This window comes from Morganella sp. HSTU-ASny43, assembly GCF_022819185.1.
In the GTDB taxonomy this organism is placed as follows: Bacteria; Pseudomonadota; Gammaproteobacteria; order Enterobacterales; family Enterobacteriaceae; genus Morganella; species Morganella morganii.
Map to the genome: position 1 here is coordinate 26,254 of NZ_WSPG01000003.1, position 19,864 is coordinate 46,117.

The following is a 19,864-nucleotide window of genomic DNA, read 5'->3' on the forward strand; positions in this document are numbered from 1 at the left end:
ACGATAATAAGCCGCGCTTCCTTCCGGAAACACGGCCATTAACTGCAACTACTGCGGTCTGACTAAGTTGCGGCGCGGCCGCAGCGATTAGTACAGACGAGTGCGACGTGCGTTTTCGCGAGCCAGTTTCTTAGCGTGACGCTTAACAGCAGATGCTTTAGCGCGTTTACGTACAGTCGTTGGTTTTTCATAAAACTCACGACGACGTACTTCAGCTAATACGCCTGCTTTTTCGCAGGAACGTTTGAAACGACGCAGTGCAACGTCAAATGGCTCGTTTTCACGTACTTTAATTACCGGCATGTGCCTCTCACCTCAATAAATAGGTCTGTACTGGCGTTATGCCAGTTGTCTTTAAAATGGTGCGGAATTTTACTTCAATGTGACCCACGTTGTAAAGTGCTGTGGATAATCAGACAGAGAAATACCCCGGATATGGTCAGGTGTTACCGCCAAGACCGGATCCGCACACCCGACAGGGGTTTTACAGAGGGTGCAGATTATAGCGGATACGCGGCGATTTGTCAGCAACAGAAATCCGTTATGCAGGGGAAAAGTATGTGGATAACTGTGTTCATCCTGTGAATAAGCGGTTTTTGCTGAATAAAAATACGACAGAAAAGCCCCGTATTTCACCTTAATACCTGTCAGCACGCCATTATGGTGATACACTGTTCTCTTTGCGGAGACGGATTTGCTTCCTGCTGTCCGCCGCCAGTCCCGTCAGTTTTTGTTCCAGCGAGTTAAGTCCCATGCGAGTGTTAGGCATTGAAACGTCCTGCGATGAAACCGGAATCGCAATTTATGATGATGAAGCCGGTTTGCTGGCTAATCAGTTATACAGCCAGATCAAAGTCCACGCAGATTACGGCGGCGTGGTGCCGGAACTGGCATCCCGTGACCATATCCGGAAAACGGTGCCGCTGATTCAGGCTGCGCTGAAAGAAGCCGGTCTGACGGCACAGGATATTGATGCGGTGGCCTATACCGCAGGACCGGGGCTGGTCGGGGCGCTGATGGTCGGGGCAACAGTCGGCCGTGCGCTGGCGTTTTCCTGGGATGTCCCGGCGGTGCCGGTTCACCATATGGAAGGCCATCTGCTGGCACCGATGCTGGAAGAACATCAGCCGGAGTTTCCGTTTGTCGCGCTGCTGGTATCCGGCGGTCATACGCAGTTAATCAGTGTGACCGGTATCGGTGAATACACGCTGCTGGGTGAATCTATCGATGATGCAGCCGGTGAAGCCTTTGATAAAACAGCCAAATTACTGGGACTGGATTATCCGGGCGGGCCTGCACTGTCACGCATGGCAGCACAGGGCACGCCGGGACGTTTTACCTTCCCGCGTCCGATGACCGACCGGCCGGGGCTGGATTTCAGCTTCTCCGGGCTGAAAACCTTTGCCGCTAATACCATTCATCAGAATGATGATTCAGACCAGACAAAGGCGGATATCGCCCGTGCTTTTGAAGATGCGGTGGTCGATACGCTGGTGATCAAATGCAAACGCGCGCTGGAGCAGACCGGATTTAAACGGCTGGTGATGGCAGGCGGCGTGAGTGCAAACCGCACGCTGCGCGAACGCATGGCGCAGACACTGCAAAAACTGGGCGGAGAAGCGTTCTATGCCCGTCCTGAACTGTGTACGGATAACGGTGCGATGATCGCGCTGGCCGGGATGATCCGCTTCAAAGGCGGTATGCGCAGTGAATTAGGCGTGACTGTCCGTCCGCGGTGGCCGCTGGCTGAGTTACCGCCGCTGGACAAATAATTTCCGGACACAAAAAAGGCGCTTCAGCGCCTTTTTTTAATCCTCTTTTTCCTGCTCTTTCGCTTCCTGGATTATCTCTTTATCCGTTTTGGCCCGCTTTTTCTTCAGCTTCTGCCAGATGCGACTTTCCTGTCCGCGCCACAACCGCTGAATATTGTCATGATGGCGGATAAGCACCAGACAGGAGAGCATGGCGACCGGGAAGGTAAACTCCGGTTTGAACCACCAGACATAAAACGGTGCCACCAGCGCACTGACAATCGCGCCTAATGATGAGTAACCACTCAGCAGCACGGTCAGCAGCCAGGTTCCGGCAACCAGTCCGGTCAGATCCCAGCCGATGGCGGCAATCGAACCAAATGCCGTTGCCACGCCTTTTCCGCCTTTAAAGTGGAAAAATACCGGATAAATATGGCCTAAACAGGCGGCAATGGCGATAATGCCGAGGTAAAAATACGGTATTTGCAGGAGGTAAGCGAGCCAGACCGGCAGCATACCCTTGAGTACGTCGCAGATAAGGACACCGGCAGCCGCCAGTTTGCCGCCGATGCGCAGCACGTTGGTCGCCCCCGGGTTTCCGGAGCCGTGATGCCGCGGATCCGGCAGTCCCGCAAGACGGCAGATCAGGATCGCACTGGAAATTGATCCCAGCAGATAAGCGAAGATGATCATACCAAGCGCGATTCCACTCATGCTTCTCTCCTGACAGACGGTAAATTACAGTTATTGGCCTCCATGGATAATACGCATATTTCATGGGAAGTGATATCCGATGAGCATAAAAAAACGAGGTAAATGCGGATGGATGTTGTTTTTATTAAGAAACTTGTTGTTTTTACAACGATTGGTGCTTACGACTGGGAAAAGGATATTACGCAGAAATTAGTGCTCGATATCGAAATGCACTGGGATAACAAACGCGCATCTGAGAGTGACGATGTGGAACATTGTCTCGATTATGCCGGGGTCAGCACTGCAATTCTGGATTATGTGCAGACAAGACAGTTCGCACTGGTGGAACGTGTGGCGGAAGAAGTGGCGTCATTATTACTGACTGAGTTCGGCACCCCTTGGGTCCGTATTTGCGTGGCTAAGCCGGGTGCTGTGGCACAGGCGGAAGAAGTGGGTGTCATTATTGAACGAAGTGCGGCCTGATGTTGTCATAATGCCGTCAGCGGAACTGTCATAAAAGCGCTGAGGGTGTCATGAAATTGTCACACTTGCGTCATATGCTGTTCTCCGTATCCGGCATTCCCGCGTCCGGGAGTGCCTTATTTTATCTGCCATACAGGGCGTTATATGGGCGATATCACAAGTTTACTGCATGCATTGATTCTCGGGGTTGTTGAAGGATTAACCGAATTTCTGCCGGTGTCATCAACCGGTCATATGATTATTGTTGCTGAGCTTATCGGCTTTACCGGCGATAAAGCAAAAACGTTTGAAGTGGTTATCCAGCTCGGTTCCATTCTGGCAGTGGTTTTCCTGTTCTGGCGGCGGATGTTTGCCCTTATCGGTATTCACTTCGGCCGGGTTCCCCATGAAGGACAGACTCAGGGAAAACTGAATTTACTCCACATTATTATTGCTATGTTACCGGCGGTGGTTCTCGGTTTACTGCTGCGGGATCAGATTAAGTCTCTGTTTAACCCAGTGAATGTGATGTACGCGCTGGTTGCGGGCGGTATCCTGCTGATTGTGGCTGAAGTCTTTAAGCCGAAGAAGGTGCAGGCCACTGGTCTTGATGATATCAGCTACCGTCAGGCGTTTGCCATCGGCTGTTTCCAGTGCCTGGCTCTGTGGCCGGGATTCTCCCGTTCGGGTGCCACCATCTCCGGCGGTATGCTGATGGGGATCAACCGTTACACTGCATCAGAGTTTTCCTTTATTCTGGCCGTACCGATGATGATGGGCGCGACAGCACTGGATTTATACAAGAGCTGGCATTTCCTGAGCAACTCGGATATTCCGATGTTTGCGGTCGGTTTCCTGGCGGCGTTTATTGTGGCGCTGATTGCCATGAAAACCTTCCTGTCACTGATTAAACGTATCTCCTTTATCCCGTTTGCTATCTACCGCTTTATTGTGGCTGCTGCCGTTTACGTGGTGTTTGTCCACTGAGTTTCGCGTAAACACATCACTCTTTGCGCAGGGAAAATCCATCTGACCTGCGCAAAGTCAAAGCGGGCACTCCGCAGATTTGCTACTAATATAATTAATAACGGATACATAAAAACCGGTAATGGTTTACCGGCTTTTATGTGTAATATTTTATTTATGTTGACTGCCCGACACAGCGTGATCAGATGCTCCGCACCTGTCACGAGTCTGACCACAATGCCGCGCCGGAGCCAATAAATCGAGCAGGAGTCAGGATTATGTGCAGCACATGCGGTTGCAGCGAAGGAAACGTGCAGATTGAAGGTCACAGCCACGACCACCACGGCCATGATCACCATCATCATGAACATGACAACCATTCCCGCCCCGTCATCATTCATCACCACCACTATCATCATAACGGCGATGTGAATCACTATTATTATGACGGCCGTGAAGCCGGTGAAGAGCATGCTCACGGATACAGTCATGAGCACAGCCACGGACATGAACACACTCATGATCACGGGCACGGCCACAGCCATTCTCATGAGCACGAACATGCTCACGACCATCATCATTCACATGAACACGACCACGGTCATGACCATGCAGCGGCTTTTGCGCCGGTAATTGATAAAGACAATATGCATTACGGGATGGGCGAAGCGGGCACACACGCGCCGGGCCTGACCCAGAAACGGATGGTGCAGATTGAGATGGGGGTGCTGGATAAAAACAACCAAATCGCCGTCCATAACCGCGAACATTTACAGGAGCAGGGCATTCTGGCGCTGAACCTGGTGTCCAGCCCCGGCTCCGGCAAAACCACATTACTGACCCGCACACTTAATTACCTGAAAGACAAAGTCCCTTGTGCCGTGATTGAAGGCGACCAGCAAACCACCAATGATGCTGAGCGGATCCGCGCAACCGGCGTACCGGCGATTCAGGTCAATACCGGCAAAGGGTGTCACCTGGATGCGCAGATGGTGCATGACGCTATGCATCACCTCGGACTGAAAGATAACAGCCTGTTATTTATCGAAAACGTCGGCAACCTGGTCTGCCCGGCCGGCTTTGATCTGGGTGAGCAGCACAAAGTTGCCATTCTGTCAGTGACAGAAGGTGAAGATAAACCACTGAAATACCCGCATATGTTTGCTGCCGCAGACCTGATGCTGATTAACAAAATCGACCTGCTGCCGTATGTGAATGTCAATATTGAAACCTGTATGAATGCGGCACGCCGTGTGAATCCGGATATCGATGTCATTGTTCTGTCAGCCACTACCGGTGAAGGAATGGATGAATGGGTTGCCTGGTTACAGGAGCGCCTGAGCAAGGTGAATCAGCAGCGCGGTGCGGCGGAATAAGGGATTTCTATGCGTTTTGTTGATGAGTTCCGTGATCCGGCACTGGCAGAAAAACTGCTGGCGCAGATCCGGGAAGAGATGGCTTCGTGGCCGCATCCGCTGAAACAGCCTTTGCAGATTATGGAGGTGTGCGGCGGCCATACTCACGCCATCTTTAAATTCGGGCTGGATAAACTGCTGCCTGATTCAGTGGAATTTGTTCACGGACCGGGTTGCCCGGTTTGTGTGCTGCCGATGGGGCGTATTGATGCCTGCCTGGAAATCGCGGCCCGTCCGGGGGTGATTTTCTGCACTTTCGGGGATGCCATGCGCGTTCCCGGACGCGGCGGTTCGCTGCTGGATGCCCGCCGTCACGGCAGCGACATCCGCATTGTCTATTCCCCGCTGGATGCGCTGACTATTGCCCGTGATAATCCGGACAAAGAGGTTGTTTTCTTCGGGCTCGGTTTTGAAACCACCATGCCGGGCACGGCGGCCACCTTACAACTGGCGAAAAAAACCGGACTGAAAAACTTCACCGTTTTTTGTCAGCACATCACCATTATCCCGACCCTGCGCACACTGCTGGAACAAAAAGATGTGTTTATCGACGGCTTTATCGCGCCGGGGCACGTCAGTATGGTGATTGGCTGCACGCCGTATCAGCTGTTGTGTGATGAATTTGCCAAACCGTTTGTGGTGACCGGCTTTGAGCCGCTGGATCTGCTGACGGCTATTCTGATGGTTGTCCGCCAGCTGAAAAAGCAGGCACAGGACAAACACGCGCCGATGGTGGTGGAAAATCAGTACAGCCGTATTGTGCCGGAGCAGGGTAACCTGCTGGCACAGAAAGCGCTGGCGGAAGTCTTTGAACTGAAAGCCAGCAGTGAATGGCGCGGGCTCGGCAATATTGCGGACTCCGGTATTCAGCTGACACCGGCTTACCATGAATTTGATGCTGAACGCCGCTTCCGGCCGCAGCCGCAGTCTGTTGCCGATAATCCGCAGGCCCGTTGCGGGGAGGTATTAACAGGCCGCTGCAAACCGGCGGACTGTCCGCTGTTCGGCAACGCATGCACACCGGAAACGGCACTCGGCGCACTGATGGTCTCCTCTGAAGGGGCTTGCGCAGCTTATTATCAGTATCGGCGCGGAGAATAACATGAAACCTATTACTGAAATCACCCTGGCCCAGGGCAACGGCGGACAGGGGATGCAGCAACTGATTGACTCCCTGTTTTTGCAGGCATTTTTCAATCCGTATCTGAATGAAAAAGAAGATCAGGCACGAATACCGCTGGCGGAATTACAGGCCGCCGGTGATCGTCTGGCGTTCAGCACCGACAGCTATGTCATTGATCCGATTATTTTTCCCGGCGGCAATATCGGCAAACTGGCCGTGTGCGGCACAGCGAATGATCTGTCTGTCGGTGGCGCAATCCCGCGCTACCTCTCCTGTGGATTTATCCTTGAGGAGGGGTTGTCGTTTGACATTCTCTCTCAGCTGGTCAGCAGTATGGCGGAAGCCGCAAAAGCCAACGGTATTCAGATTGTGACCGGTGACACCAAAGTGGTGCCGCGCGGTGCGGCAGACAAAGTGTTTATCAATACCGCCGGTATCGGTGTGATCCCGCATCAGCTGAACTGGGCAGCAGCACAATGCCGTCCGGGGGATAAAATTATTGTCAGCGGCACACTGGGTGATCATGGTGCGGCGATCCTCAATCTGCGCGAGAACCTCGGGCTGGATGCTGATCTGCGCAGCGACTGTGCGGTTCTGGAGCCGATGCTTGCACCTTTGCGGGCGATTGACGGCATCAGAGCTGTCCGTGATGCCACCCGTGGCGGCGTCACCGCTATCCTGCATGAGTTTGCCGATGCTTCACAGTGCGGTATGAATATCGAAGAACAGAAACTGCCGCTGAAAACTGCAGTACGTGGTGTGTGCGAGCTGTTGGGGCTGGAGGCACTCAATTTTGCCAATGAAGGTAAAGTGGTGATTGTCACAGCCCCGGAAGCCGAAGCCACCGTGCTGGCAGCCCTCCGTAACAGCCCTCTGGGTCAGGACGCCTGTACCATCGGGCAGGTAACAGAAGCAAAACAGGTGAAAGTGCAGGGGATTTTCGGCGCGACCAGGCTGTTGGATCTTCCGTATAACGAGCCGCTGCCCCGCATCTGCTAATCTGCGTCATCCTTCGCTCCACAGACGCGTTGGCTGCAGCAAAATCCCCGGGTCACATACTGATGTATGCTCCCCGGGGATTTTTCTTTGCCGCCTTCCTGTGAAACGAATGATTTAGCAGATTTATCTGTTTCATCCTCCGGCCTGTGGCTGTGTTGGCTTCGTTCGGTTTGCCACAAACCGGATGATTTAGCAGATTGATTTTTCTGTTTTCTGTTTTTAACAAAGTTGAAGTATATGAGGGGTTAACCGGTAAAAAAAGGAAAGCGTCAAGCGCCATGGATGGCGCGATCCGAGCGAACAAGGATGTGTCAGCGTCTTTCCGCTTTGCCGGTTATCCCGCTGCCCGAATCTGAAAGAAGATGGTTTGATGTTTTATTCTTTTCGGCACACAGTGAGTATTCAGAAGACCTGACCGGTAAAAAAAAGAAAGCATAAAGCGCCGAGGACATGCCAGTATTTTTAAAAATATTAATAAGCGAATTATCTTATACAGGAGTATGATTCTCCGGTGGATCACATATAAAGATCCTACTGGTACACACGTACTCCGACATCGATTCCCGACGCTGTCGGGATTTTTTTGGTAAAAAAATGAACTGGTCTACATTTAAATCAACGTATCTTGTCAGGTTCTGGCAGCCGTTGCCCGCAGTGATCGCCGCCGGCATCTTATCCGCATACTACTTCGGATTAACAGGCACATTCTGGGCGGTCACCGGAGAGTTTACGCGCTGGGGCGGACACATTCTGCAACTGTTCGGCGCTCATCCGGAAAACTGGGGGTATTTTAAGGTGATCGGTTTGCAGGGCTCGCCCCTGGATCGTATCGACGGCATGATGATTATCGGTATGTTTGCCGGTTGTATCGCCGCAGCCTTATGGGCTAACAACGTCAAAATCCGCCTTCCGCAACACAAAATCCGTATCTGGCAGGCCGTTATCGGCGGCATTATCGCCGGTTTCGGGGCACGTCTTGCAATGGGGTGTAACCTGGCAGCCTTCTTTACCGGTATCCCGCAATTCTCCCTCCATGCCTGGTTCTTTGCACTGGCAACCGCCGCAGGCTCTTACTTCGGCGCAAAATTTACGCTGCTGCCGATGTTCCGCATTCCGGTCAAACTGCAGAAAGTCAGCAAAGCCTCACCGCTGACACAGGATTTGCAGCGGGCGAAACGCCGTTTTCGTCTCGGTATGCTGATCTTCCTGCTGTGTGTCACCTGGTCTCTGTTCACGCTGTTTAAATCCCCGAAACTTGGCATGGCGATGCTGTTCGGTATCGGATTTGGTCTGCTGATTGAACGGGCGCAAATCTGTTTTACCTCCGCATTCCGTGATGTCTGGATCACCGGGCGTACCCAGATGGCGAAAGCGATTATCCTCGGTATGGCGGTCAGTGCCATCGGCATCTACAGCTATGTGCAACTGGGCGCAGAGCCGAAAATCTTCTGGGCCGGTCCTAACGCTGTGATTGGCGGGTTGTTGTTCGGCTTCGGTATTGTGCTGGCAGGGGGTTGTGAAACCGGCTGGATGTACCGTGCTGTGGAAGGTCAGGTGCATTTCTGGTGGGTCGGCCTGGGTAATATTATCGGCGCGACTATTCTGGCTTATTACTGGGATTCCGTGGCACCGTGGCTGGCGACTGACTATGACAAAGTCAACCTGCTGGATACCTTCGGCCCGGCTGGTGGTCTGCTGGTTACTTACGGATTACTCGCCTTTGCCTTTATCCTGTTACTGATGTGGGAGAAACGCTTCTTCCGCCGGAAAAACCAGGCTGACACTGTCGCCGCTGCCGCACATTAAGGAGCACACCATGAATACCGAAAATACTGCAATTGTGCCGGATTACCGGCTGGATATGGTCGGTGAGCCGTGCCCGTATCCGGCAGTGGCGACTCTTGAAGCCATGCCGTCACTGAAACCCGGAGAGATCCTGGAAGTGGTGAGTGACTGCCCGCAATCCATCAACAATATCCCGCTGGATGCCAAAAACCACGGCTACACCGTGTTATCCATCCAGCAGGACGGGCCGACAATCCGCTATCTGATACAGAAATAATGCGGTTTCGGGTGCCGGTTATCCGCCGGTGCCCGTCAGCGTTTCAGTAATGCCACCGCAGCACGGATCCGCGCCTGTACCGGGTAATCCGGTGCTGGTGGTGCCAGTTTCAGGGCAATCTGGCGCAGCGGCTCTGCCATCACCATCGATAACAGCAAATCACTGGTTTGAGCTGCATCCGGCAGCGGCAGAAACGCCTGATGACGGGACAACCATTCTGTCAGCAGCGCACGTCCGCGCTCAATACCGCAGGCCTGATAGCGGGTCAGCAATAACTCCCGGCCGGGAAACTCACTGCTCAGCAGACAAAATAATCCCGCCGCCTCAGCACTGAGCACCTTGTGGCTCATGATGGTCAGATTGTTTTCAAGCAGCTGATAAAATTCATCTTTAGTCTTTGCATCCTGCATAAACAGCGGCACAAAGGAATCCGTCCAGCCGCGCACTATCTGCTCCGCCAGATCTTCACGGTTGCCAGCGAACCGGTACAGCGTCTTTTTGGAGACACCCGCCTGTTTTGCCACCGCATCCATCGTCATTGCGGAATATCCCTGTGATAACAACAGACTAAGTGATGCCTCGCGGATTTTTGCAATCAGTTCTTCTTCCGGAACAACCGGACGGCCACGTCCGCGGGGTTCTGTGGCAGCTTCATTATTAGCCATACGTGCGATCCTCAATTGACAAATACCCGTTACAGGACAATATTAATTAGGGAACGAAAATCGTTTCTTAATTATGGAGTATACGTCATGTCAGCGAAAAAACAAAACTTACCCCGGGCACCGGATGATATTAACCAGTTATTATCTCCTGAACCACTGCGGATGGAAATGGGTCTGGAGCGCAGCGAAGAAGGGCTGCTGACAGTATCTGTCAGAACCGACCTGCACGGTTGTAAAGGGCGGATGCTGGAGTGGTGGTTCACGTTTTTTGAAACCACGCAGCATATCCGCTGGTGGCACCCACATGATCATGTGGCACATCACGGCTGGGATTCGGTCTGGAAAAAAGGGGAGAGTTATATCGGGGCGACAATCCGTGCGGTTGAGTCTCTCGGGCCGATCCCGCCGGTCGGCGCGACACTGAAATTCAACGATGCACAGGATTTCTTTGATGCGGATAAACTGGCCGCCGCGCGGCAGACGCATCAGATTTCCGGTGCTGTTTGCGCCCATATCGGGTTCGGGGATGATGTGAAAACCGATACGCTCGGTTACCCGATCGACGGAAAAATGCTGCATATAACCTATGATACAGAGTTCGGATGTGTGCTGCGCAGCCGGTTTTTACTCGGGGCGTCACTGGCGGATCCGCTGACGGAACTGCCGGATGAGATTGGTTTCGGGCTGATGAAGCACTGCTATAACGAGTTTACTTACTTGTCCCGTTTTCTGCCGTCGCTCTATTACGGCGAGCACGGTAATGATGAAAAAGCCCCGCTGCCGTGGGCATAACAGCGGATATCAGCGGGAGCCTGTTACCGGGCTTCCCGCAGATCTTATTTTCAGTGTTCCGCTTCACCGCCGAGGGCGGCAATGGTATTGCTGATCAGCGCACTCAGTTCGCCGGTCATCAGGACAAAATCAGCATCAAACCGCTGAGCAAAATCCTCGCGGTCGATATCTTCATTTTTGTCTTTTAAATCATCACTGTATTTCAGGCGTTTAAAGGAACCGTCATCAGACATCAGGAACTGAATCCGCTCTTCCCAGTCCAGTGCCAGTTTGGTGACACATTTTCCGGCTTCAATGCAGGTGGCGATTTCGTCTGATACCAGATCCTGTTTCTTACAGCGGATCACGCCGCCGTCTTCCAGAATGGCTTTCAGTTCAGCTTCATCCATCAGGGCAAAACCGGTTGGTAAATCACCGGAGCGCACCCATTCGGTCAGCGTCAGTTCAATCGGGTCTTTGGTGGTCAGCGGGATCACCGGCAGAGAGCCGAGTGTTTTACGCAGCAGGGCAAGGTTATCTTCCGCCCGTTTGGCACTGGCCGCATCGACGATAATCAGGCCGCGTTCCGCATCAATCCAGATGGCGGTCTGGCTGAAACGGCTGAAGGCACGCGGCAGCAGAGCATGAACCACTTCATCTTTCAGGGAATCTTTTTCCGTTTTCTTCAGTTTGCGATGCTGCTCATGTTCCAGCTTTTCAATTTTCGCCTGCAATTCCTGTTTAATTACCGGCGATGGCAGCATTTTTTCTTCTTTTTTAGCACAGATAAGGATCTGTTTACCGGCAGCGTGAGTCAGTGCATCACCCCGGGAGCCCATCGGCGAAACCCAGCCGGTTTTCATCATATCCTGACTGCCGCACGGCGTGAATGCCATGTGTTCCAGCTGTTTTTCCAGCTCATCGGCAGACAGCGGAAACGGCGAGCTAAGGCGGTAAACGAGTATATTTTTAAACCACATCGGACAGTCCTGTTTTATGATGCGCGGTCATTGCGCGGTGAGAATTGCATCCCGCTATGATAACGGATCTTGCCGCGTTGCTCTAATGCCTTCGCGCGGAAACTTGATTGTCAGGCCGCTGCCCTGCATTATCAGAGGTATGAAAGACAGAGCGTAAATCCACAGCAGAAGGGGACAGTATGCGGATCGGTATTGATTTGGGCGGCACCAAAATTGAAGTGATCGCACTCAGTAATGAGGGGCAGGAATTATTCCGTAAACGAACGGATACGCCGCGTTTTGACTATCAGCAAACATTACAGGCGATTGCCGGGCTGGTTCACGATGCAGAAACCGCCACCGGAGAGACCGGCACTGTCGGAGTAGGGATCCCGGGAACACTGTCGCCGGTCACCGGACGGGTAAAAAATGCTAATTCGGTCTGGCTGAACGGTCAGCCGTTTGATGCGGATCTCAGTGCATTACTGCAACGGGAAGTGCGGGTGGCAAATGATGCAAACTGCCTGGCGGTCTCCGAAGCGGTTGATGGTGCAGGCGCAGGGTTTCCGGTCGTTTTCGCGGTGATTATCGGTACCGGCTGCGGTGCGGGGATTGCCCTGAACGGACAGGTTCACAGCGGTGGTAACGGTGTGGCCGGGGAGTGGGGACATAACCCGCTGCCGTGGCAGGATGAAGCCGACCGGCTGTTTAAAGGAATGGCGGATTGCTATTGCGGCAAACAGGGTTGTACCGAACTGTTTATCTCCGGCACCGGTTTTATGGCTGATTATACCGCGCTGACCGGTGAGGTCTGCAAAGGTGCGGAGATCATCCGTCGTTTGTCACAGGGCGACTTACCGGCTGAACAGGTGATGGTGAATTATGAGCAGCGGCTGGCAAAAGCGCTCGGCCAGGTCGTGAATATGCTGGACCCGGATGTGATTGTGCTGGGCGGCGGGATGAGTAACGTCGATCGCTTGTATCAGACGGTACCGGCGCTGATGCGCTCCCGTGTTTTCGGTGGTGAGTGCGATACGCCGATCCGCAAAGCGGTGCACGGTGACTCCAGTGGTGTCCGTGGTGCGGCGTGGCTGTGGCCGAAAGCCTGATAAAAAAAAGCCCGCACAAGGCGGGCAAGGCATATTTTAACACGATAACAGAAGGTAATAACGGCGCTTTGTGACAGGTAAAGCGCCTGATGCGTCCGGGAACAGCTGCGTTTAATACGCGGCTGAGTCCGGAAGATTAGTTGAAGATTCTGAAGCGGCTTTCATCATCCATAAAGGCTTTTTCGCCGGCTTCCTGTTCAATGGAACCGAACACTAACTGTGCGCGCAGTTTCCAGTCAGCCGGGATATTCCAGGCTTTGCTGACCTGCTCATCAATCACCGGGTTGTAGTGCTGCAGGGAGGCACCGATATTCTCTTCGGACAGTGCAGTCCAGACAGCAAACTGTGCGATACCGCTGGCCTGTTCAGACCAGATCGGGAAGTTATCCGCATACAGTGCGAATTGTTCCTGTAAGCCTTTGACAACGGACTGGTCTTCAAAGAATAGCACAGTACCGGCACCGGACAGGAAGGCATTATCAATTTTACCTTCGGTCGCAGCAAACGCGTCTGCCGGGACAATGGCGCGCAGTGCATCTTTCACGATATTCCACAGTTTTTTGTGGTTCTCACCAAACAGCACCACGACGCGGGATGATTGTGAGTTAAACGCAGTCGGGCTGTGTTTCACAGCTTCTTTGATGAGCGCGGCGATACGATCCTGAGAAACAGGCAGATTATTACCAAGGCTGTAAATTGTTCTGCGTTTTTTAATTAACTCGATAAATGAATTAGACATGTTACTCTCCGTTAAATTTTTTGTCGGAAAAACCGGTTTCCGCGCTCTCTTCAGTTCATGATGAACAGCATATAAGCAATGAATCAAAAAACATACCGAAAATATTTAACCTTATGTTTCAAAAAATTCGGCCGACAGAAAAATTTCCAATAAATATCATTGAATTAATCATTGTGTGCTGACAGCGTGAAAATATCACGCCGTTGTAACACGATATTCCGGCGATAATTTACTGATCCCGAGTCCGTTCATTTTTCTGACAGAGATCTGCACTGCAATACGTTCTTTCATAGCTTCAATATGGCTGATAACGCCGATGGTTTTCCCGGTGGCATTCAGGTTATCGAGCGCATCCAGCGCGATATCGAGAGTTTCCTGATCCAGCGTGCCGAAGCCTTCATCGAGGAACAGGGATTCAATCTGTGTCTTATGACTGACAAGATCAGATAAGGCCAGTGCGAGCGCCAGACTGACCAGGAACGTTTCCCCGCCGGAGAGGGTTTTGGTATCACGCTGAGTGTCTGCCTGCCAGGTATCGGTGATTTGCAGCTCCAGGCTGTCTGCCGTTTTGCGCTGCAACACATAGCGGCCATGCAGTTTCTCCAGCCGCCGGTTCGCCAGGTGGATCAGATAATCCAGCGTCAGTCCCTGAGCAAAGCGGCTGAATTTGGCACCATCGGCAGAGCCTATCAGCATGTTGAGGCGGCTGCGGTCGGTGACGTCCTGCTGATGCCGGGTGATTTTATCCAGTAAATCGCGCTGCTGTACCCGCAGATTGTCATCCGCCGTCAGCCGCCCGCGCAATTCCCCCTGACGGCTGCTCAGTTCCCGCAGTTGCTGTGTGGCGGCGGTATGTGATTCTGTCAGCTGTTGCCGGGACTGTTCGCGGAACGGCTCCGGTTGGGCGGACAGGTGCTGCTCCAGCGCGGTTCTGGCATCCCCGAGACTGGTGGCGGCTTTCAGTTGTGCCTGGTTAAGCGCTGTTTCCAGCGCCTGTAACTGTTGGTGTTCCTCTTCACTGAGCAGGGCGGCGAGGAAATCAGCCTCACCGGCAAACGGGCTTTCTGCCAGTTGCTGCTGAAAAACCTGCTGATTGTGGTGGTGCTGCTCCTGTGCATCCAGAATCTGCTGTTGCAGCCGCTTTTCTTCCCCCCGGAGCCCTGCGAGGTTTTGTTGCAGGCTGTCGCGCTGCTGTATCAGGGTTTTCAGGCGGTTTTCCGTTTCCTGCTGCTGATAAAGCAGTTTCTGTAATTCCGTGCTGATATTTTTATCACCGAACAGTGCCTGCCGTTGTTCCGTGACGGCGTTGTGCTGTTGTTGCAGTGCAGCCAGTGCGGTGGACTGTTCTGCCAGTTGTGTGGTCAGTTTTGCCTGCTGAGCCTCCAGATTTTGCTGCTGTGCGGTCAGTTCCGCGAGTTGCTGTGCACTTTGCTGTATCTGCTGTTCATTTGCGGCGAACTGATCACTTTCCTGCTGACGCTGCGCCAGCCACTCAGCGGTTTCTGCCGGTGAGGGAATGGTGTAACCAAAGGCGGTCACTGTTTGTGTCAGTGAGGTTTCCAGCGTCTGTTGCTGCTGATAAAGCTGCGTCAGACGGGCGGCCCGTTCCGTCTGCTGCTGTGACAGAAACTGCTGTTCCTGAGTATTGCGCTGTAATGCCTGTGACAGCCGTTCACATTCAGCCTCTTCCGCCTGTAACCGGTTTTGCAGTGTTAATACCTGAGTTTCCAGGGCATGGCGGGCTTCCTGAGCCTGCTGTTGCTGCTGATACAGCCCGTCATAATGCTGAGTGATGTCATTCAGCGATGCCGGGGAATCTGTCAGGGAGTCAAATTCGCCCTCAAGACAGATTTTCTGCCACTGTGCGGTATGGGCCGCGAGGATCTCTCCGGTTTCCTGCAGTGTACTGCTCAGTTTTTCGTGTTGTGTGCGGGTAAACGCTAGCTGAGATTGCTTCGCTGCCAGTGTTTTCTCGGCCTCTCTGGCAGTGTGTGTCAGTGCTTCCAGGCGCTGTGCGGTTTCATCCGGTACTACCTGCTGATAGTCAGCGACAGCCGGGTGATCGGTACTGCCGCACAACGGACAGGGTTCTCCGGCCTGTAAACGCTGACGTTCTGCCTCCAGCCGGACAATGGTTTGCTCCAGCCGGTAACGGGCTGTCAGGTCATGCAGATGTGTCTGCTGGTCGGCCAGAACCGGTTCTTGTTGTGCAATCCATTCTGTCAGCGTTTTAATCTCTTCCTGAGAGGCATGCTGTTGTTGCAGAAGGTTTTCCCGGTTACGGGTCAGCAGGGCGATTTCCGGTGCCAGTGATGCCAGTTTTTGCAGTAATCCGCGTTTTTCACCGGTCTGTTGCAGTTGCGTGGTTAACTGCTGGTCCGGTTCAGTCTGCCGGGCCTGCTGCAATGTGGTTTGTAAGGCCGTCAGCTCTGTTTTCAGCGGCAGAACAGACTGATTGCGGACAGCCAGTTTATTTGTCATTTCTGTGTGTGCTGCGGTCAGTGACTGTTGCTGAACTTCCCCCACCTGCTGCTGTTCTGTCAGTGCAGAAATCTGAACACGATATTCCTGCCGGGTGTGCAGCTCATGCCGCCACTGAACAATTGCCGACGGAAGCTCTGCTTTCTGCACATTTTCCTGTCTGAACTGTGTGCTGCGTGCATAACTGTCACGGGTTTGCGCCAGCTGTTGCTGAAGCTGTACCGATTGGTTTTGCAGTGCCTGCTGTTCCTGTAACTGTGTCTGATAGTGTTGTTTCAGTGCATCAGACTGACTGTTCAGCAACTGCAGCCGGTTATCCAGCGGCCTGATTTCGTTCTCTGCCAGTGTTTCCAGTTGCTGATGTTGCTGTTTCAGCCCGGTGAGTAACTGTTGTTGTTCCTCACACTGACTGCTCAGTGGCTGCAGCGAGCGGGTGGTGCTCTCTGTTGTTTGTGCCAGTTCCTGCATACGGGTGGTCAGCTGTGCACTTAAGACGGCACTGTTCTGCACCGCCTCCCTGGCCGGACGCAGTTTTTCCGCCGGTTTGGCGCGGGCAAGCCGGTCAAGCTGCGGCCGGGCATCCTGTATCTGCTGCATAACAGCGGCATGCTGCTGTTGCCGCTGTTCTGTTTCTGTATTCAGTGTGTCGCGGTGCTGCCACCATTGCAGTGCGGCCTGTAACTGTGTCTGGCGGATAAGCTGAGCCTGCTCATCCGTCTGCAGTGTGGTCAGTTCAGCCTGACACGTAAGCCGTTCATCATCTGTCATCAGCCGGATAGCACCAGTCTGCGCTTCCAGCAGAGACAACGCCTGTTGCGCGGCTTTGTAGTCTTCATAAACCTGACGGGAAATCAGACGGTAAATTTCCGTACCGGTCAGTTCTTCCAGCAAATCTGCCCGTTCATTATCATCAGCATTCAGAAAAGCGGCGAAATTTCCCTGTGATAACAGAACGGAACGGGTAAAACGGGCAAAATCCAGCCCGGTGATCTCAATAATGCTCTCCCTGACCTGCGTCAGTTTGTCAGAGAGGATTTTTCCGGTGGCGCACTCAGCCAGTTCGGCCTTCGGCGGCTGAAGATTACCGTCGGCTTTATCTCTGGCGCGCCGCTGGCTCCAGAACGCGCGGTATGCTTTTCCTTTGACGGAAAATTCCACTTCGGCCAGACATTCCGCAGTATGGCGGGTCATCACATCATTCTGGGATGCGGATGTTTTTACGCGCGGGGTTTCATGGTAGAGCGCGAGACAGATAGCATCGAGTAAAGTCGTTTTCCCGGCGCCGGTCGGGCCGGTGATGGCAAACAACCCGTTTCCGGCAAAGGGTTCTGCCGTAAAATCAATCTTCCATTCGCCCTGCAGTGAATTGATATTTTTAAACCGTAATGTCAGGATCTTCATTCACTTTTTCCTTTCCGGCTGTCTGTGCGGGTATTGTTTTTTCCGCTGATACCGGTACTGATTTCACTGCTGTCACTCTCTGCCTGGTCACGAACCTGCTCACAAACGTGGCGGAAAAGGGTGGTGAGACGCGGAATATCCTCTTCTTCGGTATCACTGAGTGCCAGACGCCGGGCAAAAACATCATCCGGAGTCAGCTCATTCAGGGTTTCGCGCAGAGCTTCGCTGTTGTCTGCGGTTATCTGTCTGCGCTCGCGCCGTAGCAGGATCACTTCTGCGGCCAGCGGCTCTGTCAGTGCCTGAATGCGTTTCTGAATGTCCGGCAGGTAATCCCGCCCGGCAACTTCGATGTCCAGCCAGACCGGCTGTGTGTGTTCATCACGGGGCGGAAACTGTTCAAACGCCTGACTGATGGTATCCAGATCGCCTTTCAGGCAGACCATCGGCTGAAAACAGGGAACCGGTACCGCATCAATCGCCGTAATGCTGTTGCTATCCAGGGTGAGCAGGAAGACACTTTTTTCCTGTCCGGATTCATCAAAACTGAGCGGGACGGGGGAACCGCTGTAACGGATGGTGCCGCTGTCACCGATGGACTGTGCGCGGTGAATATGCCCGAGGGCAATGTAATCCGCCGGCGGGAAAGCACCGGCGGGAAAGGCATCCAGTGTGCCGATATAAATATCACGGACAGATTCCGATGTTTTGGCACCCACTGTTGTCAGGTGGCCGGTCATAATGATTGGGACATCTGTATCCAACTCAGTCCGTTTTGCCACCGCTCTGTCATAAAGGGACTGATAATGTGACTGTATCGCGGTCAGCAGTGCCAGTTGTTTCTCTGCTTCGGATTGTCCGGCCTGACTTTCCAGAATATCGCGCGGCCGCAGAAACGGCACAGCACAGACAATCGCACCGGGTTGGTTCTGCTTATTATAAAGTACGATCAGATCCCGCGCCGGATCCGGCCGGGCAATCACATCCGCATTCAGGCAGGCCATCAGTTCACGGGATTCATTCAGCGTGGCAACGGCATCATGGTTACCGGCAAGCACAATCAGATGACAGCCGGTCTGTTGCAGTTGTGCAACAAAACGGTTATACAGCTCACGGGCGTAACTCGGCGGGGAGGCGGTATCAAACACATCTCCGGCGACAATCAGGGCATCCGCCCGCTGTTCTTTTATCAGGTTTATCAGCCAGTCTGAAAACTGCAGATGTTCCTGTAACCGGTTTTTAGTGTAAAAATATTGTCCGAGATGCCAGTCTGATGTGTGAATGATTTTCATATATGGTTATTCCTGCCGGGCGAACTGAATGCGCATTGCGTTAGGCGGTTTACTGAAAACAGAGTATAACGGAAATCAGGCGGTAAAAATAAATATTGGATGAATATCCAGTGTTTTACGATCTGACACGCATTTTGTGTGTAGTATGTCAGTTTAATGACATTATCTTTGCGGTGCAGGCTGAGGTATCGGCTGATATTCATAAATCTGTCACAAAAGTGACGCATAATCGCGGCACTGTCTGATGAAATGAAATTAACGGTAAACAGGGAACGCCATGGCAAGACGAATTTTAGTCGTTGAAGATGAAGCACCTATCCGTGAAATGGTCTGTTTTGTACTGGAGCAGAATGGCTATCAGCCTATCGAGGCGGATGATTATGATGCGGCCATTGCCCGGCTGGTGGAGCCTTTCCCTGATCTTGTCCTGCTGGACTGGATGATCCCGGGCGGTTCCGGTATTCAGGTTATCAAACATATGAAACGGGACAGTCAGTTGCGGGAAATCCCGGTGATGATGCTGACGGCGCGCGGTGAAGAGGAAGACCGTGTCAAAGGTCTGGAAACCGGCGCGGATGACTATCTGACCAAACCCTTCTCACCGAAAGAGTTAGTGGCCCGTGTTAAAGCGATTCTGCGGCGCATCTCCCCGATGGCGGCGGATGACCTTATCGCCATGAACGGCCTGACACTCGACCCGGCATCCCACCGCGTAACCAGTAATGAGAACCCGCTGGAAATGGGGCCGACCGAATTCAAACTGCTGCACTTCTTTATGACTCATCCGGAGCGGGTTTACAGCCGTGAACAGCTACTGAACTATGTCTGGGGGGAAAATGTCTATGTTGAGGACCGCACGGTGGATGTGCATATCCGCCGCCTGCGCAAGGCGCTGGAAGCGGACGGACACGATAAAATGATACAGACAGTCCGGGGAACGGGTTACCGCTTCTCTGTCCGTTACTGATAATAATGTTAA

General features: G+C 52.9%; 18 protein-coding genes. 11 read left to right on the forward strand and 7 right to left on the reverse strand.

The annotated features are described in order from the left end of the window. Positions 1 to 87: 87 nt before the first annotated feature. The gene (rpsU, locus tag GN208_RS02375) at positions 88 to 303 is read right to left on the reverse strand and encodes a 30S ribosomal protein S21 (RefSeq protein WP_004240446.1); all 216 of its coding nucleotides are present in this window, start codon (positions 301 to 303) and stop codon (positions 88 to 90) included. A 449-nt stretch (positions 304 to 752) separates the two neighbouring features. Here rpsU and tsaD point away from each other — a divergent pair, with 449 nt between their 5' ends. Continuing rightward, positions 753 to 1,772: a tRNA (adenosine(37)-N6)-threonylcarbamoyltransferase complex transferase subunit TsaD gene (tsaD, locus tag GN208_RS02380; RefSeq protein WP_004236396.1), complete on the forward strand. Its 1,020-nt coding sequence runs from the start codon at positions 753 to 755 to the stop codon at positions 1,770 to 1,772. A 36-nt stretch (positions 1,773 to 1,808) separates the two neighbouring features. Here tsaD and plsY read toward each other — a convergent pair whose 3' ends face one another. Then, positions 1,809 to 2,465, reverse strand: coding sequence for a glycerol-3-phosphate 1-O-acyltransferase PlsY (gene plsY / locus GN208_RS02385; protein ID WP_004240442.1), 657 nt, complete (start codon positions 2,463 to 2,465; stop codon positions 1,809 to 1,811). Positions 2,466 to 2,573: 108 nt separating this feature from the next. Here plsY and folB point away from each other — a divergent pair, with 108 nt between their 5' ends. The 7 genes from folB to yedF all read left to right on the forward strand — a co-directional run bounded on the left by folB (position 2,574) and on the right by yedF (position 9,471). Beyond that, positions 2,574 to 2,927, forward strand: coding sequence for a bifunctional dihydroneopterin aldolase/7,8-dihydroneopterin epimerase (gene folB, locus GN208_RS02390; RefSeq protein WP_004236399.1), 354 nt, complete (start codon positions 2,574 to 2,576; stop codon positions 2,925 to 2,927). Between the two features lie 144 nt (positions 2,928 to 3,071). Continuing rightward, positions 3,072 to 3,893 (forward strand): undecaprenyl-diphosphate phosphatase, encoded by an 822-nt coding sequence (gene bacA, locus GN208_RS02395; RefSeq protein ID WP_004236400.1) that lies wholly within the window; start codon positions 3,072 to 3,074, stop codon positions 3,891 to 3,893. A 257-nt stretch (positions 3,894 to 4,150) separates the two neighbouring features. Continuing rightward, positions 4,151 to 5,248: a hydrogenase nickel incorporation protein HypB gene (gene hypB / locus GN208_RS02400; RefSeq protein WP_015422965.1), complete on the forward strand. Its 1,098-nt coding sequence runs from the start codon at positions 4,151 to 4,153 to the stop codon at positions 5,246 to 5,248. A 9-nt stretch (positions 5,249 to 5,257) separates the two neighbouring features. Next, positions 5,258 to 6,388, forward strand: coding sequence for a hydrogenase formation protein HypD (gene hypD / locus GN208_RS02405; protein ID WP_004236402.1), 1,131 nt, complete (start codon positions 5,258 to 5,260; stop codon positions 6,386 to 6,388). A 1-nt stretch (position 6,389) separates the two neighbouring features. Continuing rightward, entirely contained in the window at positions 6,390 to 7,409 is a 1,020-nt protein-coding gene (hypE, locus tag GN208_RS02410) for a hydrogenase expression/formation protein HypE (RefSeq protein ID WP_004236403.1), read from the forward strand. A gap of 594 nt (positions 7,410 to 8,003) precedes the next feature. After that, positions 8,004 to 9,215, forward strand: coding sequence for a selenium metabolism membrane protein YedE/FdhT (gene yedE, locus GN208_RS02415; RefSeq protein ID WP_004236404.1), 1,212 nt, complete (start codon positions 8,004 to 8,006; stop codon positions 9,213 to 9,215). A gap of 10 nt (positions 9,216 to 9,225) precedes the next feature. After that, entirely contained in the window at positions 9,226 to 9,471 is a 246-nt protein-coding gene (gene yedF / locus GN208_RS02420; protein WP_004236405.1) for a sulfurtransferase-like selenium metabolism protein YedF, read from the forward strand. Positions 9,472 to 9,506: 35 nt separating this feature from the next. Here the strand turns inward: yedF and GN208_RS02425 are convergent, their stop codons facing one another. Continuing rightward, positions 9,507 to 10,136 (reverse strand): TetR/AcrR family transcriptional regulator, encoded by a 630-nt coding sequence (locus GN208_RS02425; RefSeq protein WP_036416646.1) that lies wholly within the window; start codon positions 10,134 to 10,136, stop codon positions 9,507 to 9,509. An 87-nt stretch (positions 10,137 to 10,223) separates the two neighbouring features. Between GN208_RS02425 and GN208_RS02430 the strand changes: the two genes are divergently transcribed. Then, complete coding sequence (locus GN208_RS02430; protein ID WP_004236407.1) at positions 10,224 to 10,928, forward strand: hypothetical protein; 705 nt, start codon at positions 10,224 to 10,226, stop codon at positions 10,926 to 10,928. A gap of 50 nt (positions 10,929 to 10,978) precedes the next feature. Here the strand turns inward: GN208_RS02430 and rdgC are convergent, their stop codons facing one another. Then, on the reverse strand, positions 10,979 to 11,887 hold the full coding sequence (gene rdgC / locus GN208_RS02435) for a recombination-associated protein RdgC (RefSeq protein ID WP_004240426.1): 909 nt from the start codon (positions 11,885 to 11,887) through the stop codon (positions 10,979 to 10,981). Positions 11,888 to 12,066: 179 nt separating this feature from the next. Between rdgC and mak the strand changes: the two genes are divergently transcribed. After that, entirely contained in the window at positions 12,067 to 12,975 is a 909-nt protein-coding gene (gene mak, locus GN208_RS02440) for a fructokinase (protein ID WP_004236409.1), read from the forward strand. A 136-nt stretch (positions 12,976 to 13,111) separates the two neighbouring features. On the opposite strand, the gene GN208_RS02445 is transcribed toward mak, so the two are convergent. From GN208_RS02445 to sbcD, 3 genes are all read right to left on the reverse strand, one after another. Continuing rightward, entirely contained in the window at positions 13,112 to 13,714 is a 603-nt protein-coding gene (locus GN208_RS02445; RefSeq protein WP_004236410.1) for a nitroreductase family protein, read from the reverse strand. 195 nt (positions 13,715 to 13,909) lie between these two features. Next, a complete protein-coding gene (locus tag GN208_RS02450; protein ID WP_004236411.1) occupies positions 13,910 to 17,596 on the reverse strand; it encodes an SbcC/MukB-like Walker B domain-containing protein in 3,687 nt (1,228 codons plus the stop codon). After that, positions 17,593 to 18,885 carry an exonuclease subunit SbcD gene (sbcD, locus tag GN208_RS02455; RefSeq protein WP_004236412.1) on the reverse strand — a complete coding sequence of 431 codons (1,293 nt, stop codon included), beginning with the start codon at positions 18,883 to 18,885 and terminating at the stop codon, positions 17,593 to 17,595. The genes GN208_RS02450 and sbcD overlap by 4 nt, the downstream gene beginning before the upstream one ends. 277 nt (positions 18,886 to 19,162) lie before the next feature. Between sbcD and phoB the strand changes: the two genes are divergently transcribed. Further along, positions 19,163 to 19,852 (forward strand): phosphate regulon transcriptional regulator PhoB, encoded by a 690-nt coding sequence (gene phoB / locus GN208_RS02460; protein WP_004236414.1) that lies wholly within the window; start codon positions 19,163 to 19,165, stop codon positions 19,850 to 19,852. The last annotated feature ends 12 nt before the right edge of the window (positions 19,853 to 19,864 follow it).

Coding starts and splice junctions, on each gene's coding strand:
- GN208_RS02430 (WP_004236407.1), top strand. CDS start 10,224: ATGTCAGCGAAAAAACAAAACTTACCCCGGGCACCGGATGATATTAAC.
- phoB (WP_004236414.1), top strand. CDS start 19,163: ATGGCAAGACGAATTTTAGTCGTTGAAGATGAAGCACCTATCCGTGAA.
- yedE (WP_004236404.1), top strand. CDS start 8,004: ATGAACTGGTCTACATTTAAATCAACGTATCTTGTCAGGTTCTGGCAG.
- GN208_RS02425 (WP_036416646.1), bottom strand. CDS start 10,136: ATGGCTAATAATGAAGCTGCCACAGAACCCCGCGGACGTGGCCGTCCG.
- bacA (WP_004236400.1), top strand. CDS start 3,072: ATGGGCGATATCACAAGTTTACTGCATGCATTGATTCTCGGGGTTGTT.
- GN208_RS02450 (WP_004236411.1), bottom strand. CDS start 17,596: ATGAAGATCCTGACATTACGGTTTAAAAATATCAATTCACTGCAGGGC.
- mak (WP_004236409.1), top strand. CDS start 12,067: ATGCGGATCGGTATTGATTTGGGCGGCACCAAAATTGAAGTGATCGCA.
- sbcD (WP_004236412.1), bottom strand. CDS start 18,885: ATGAAAATCATTCACACATCAGACTGGCATCTCGGACAATATTTTTAC.
- hypB (WP_015422965.1), top strand. CDS start 4,151: ATGTGCAGCACATGCGGTTGCAGCGAAGGAAACGTGCAGATTGAAGGT.
- rdgC (WP_004240426.1), bottom strand. CDS start 11,887: ATGTGGTTTAAAAATATACTCGTTTACCGCCTTAGCTCGCCGTTTCCG.
- rpsU (WP_004240446.1), bottom strand. CDS start 303: ATGCCGGTAATTAAAGTACGTGAAAACGAGCCATTTGACGTTGCACTG.
- GN208_RS02445 (WP_004236410.1), bottom strand. CDS start 13,714: ATGTCTAATTCATTTATCGAGTTAATTAAAAAACGCAGAACAATTTAC.
- hypE (WP_004236403.1), top strand. CDS start 6,390: ATGAAACCTATTACTGAAATCACCCTGGCCCAGGGCAACGGCGGACAG.
- yedF (WP_004236405.1), top strand. CDS start 9,226: ATGAATACCGAAAATACTGCAATTGTGCCGGATTACCGGCTGGATATG.
- folB (WP_004236399.1), top strand. CDS start 2,574: ATGGATGTTGTTTTTATTAAGAAACTTGTTGTTTTTACAACGATTGGT.
- tsaD (WP_004236396.1), top strand. CDS start 753: ATGCGAGTGTTAGGCATTGAAACGTCCTGCGATGAAACCGGAATCGCA.
- plsY (WP_004240442.1), bottom strand. CDS start 2,465: ATGAGTGGAATCGCGCTTGGTATGATCATCTTCGCTTATCTGCTGGGA.
- hypD (WP_004236402.1), top strand. CDS start 5,258: ATGCGTTTTGTTGATGAGTTCCGTGATCCGGCACTGGCAGAAAAACTG.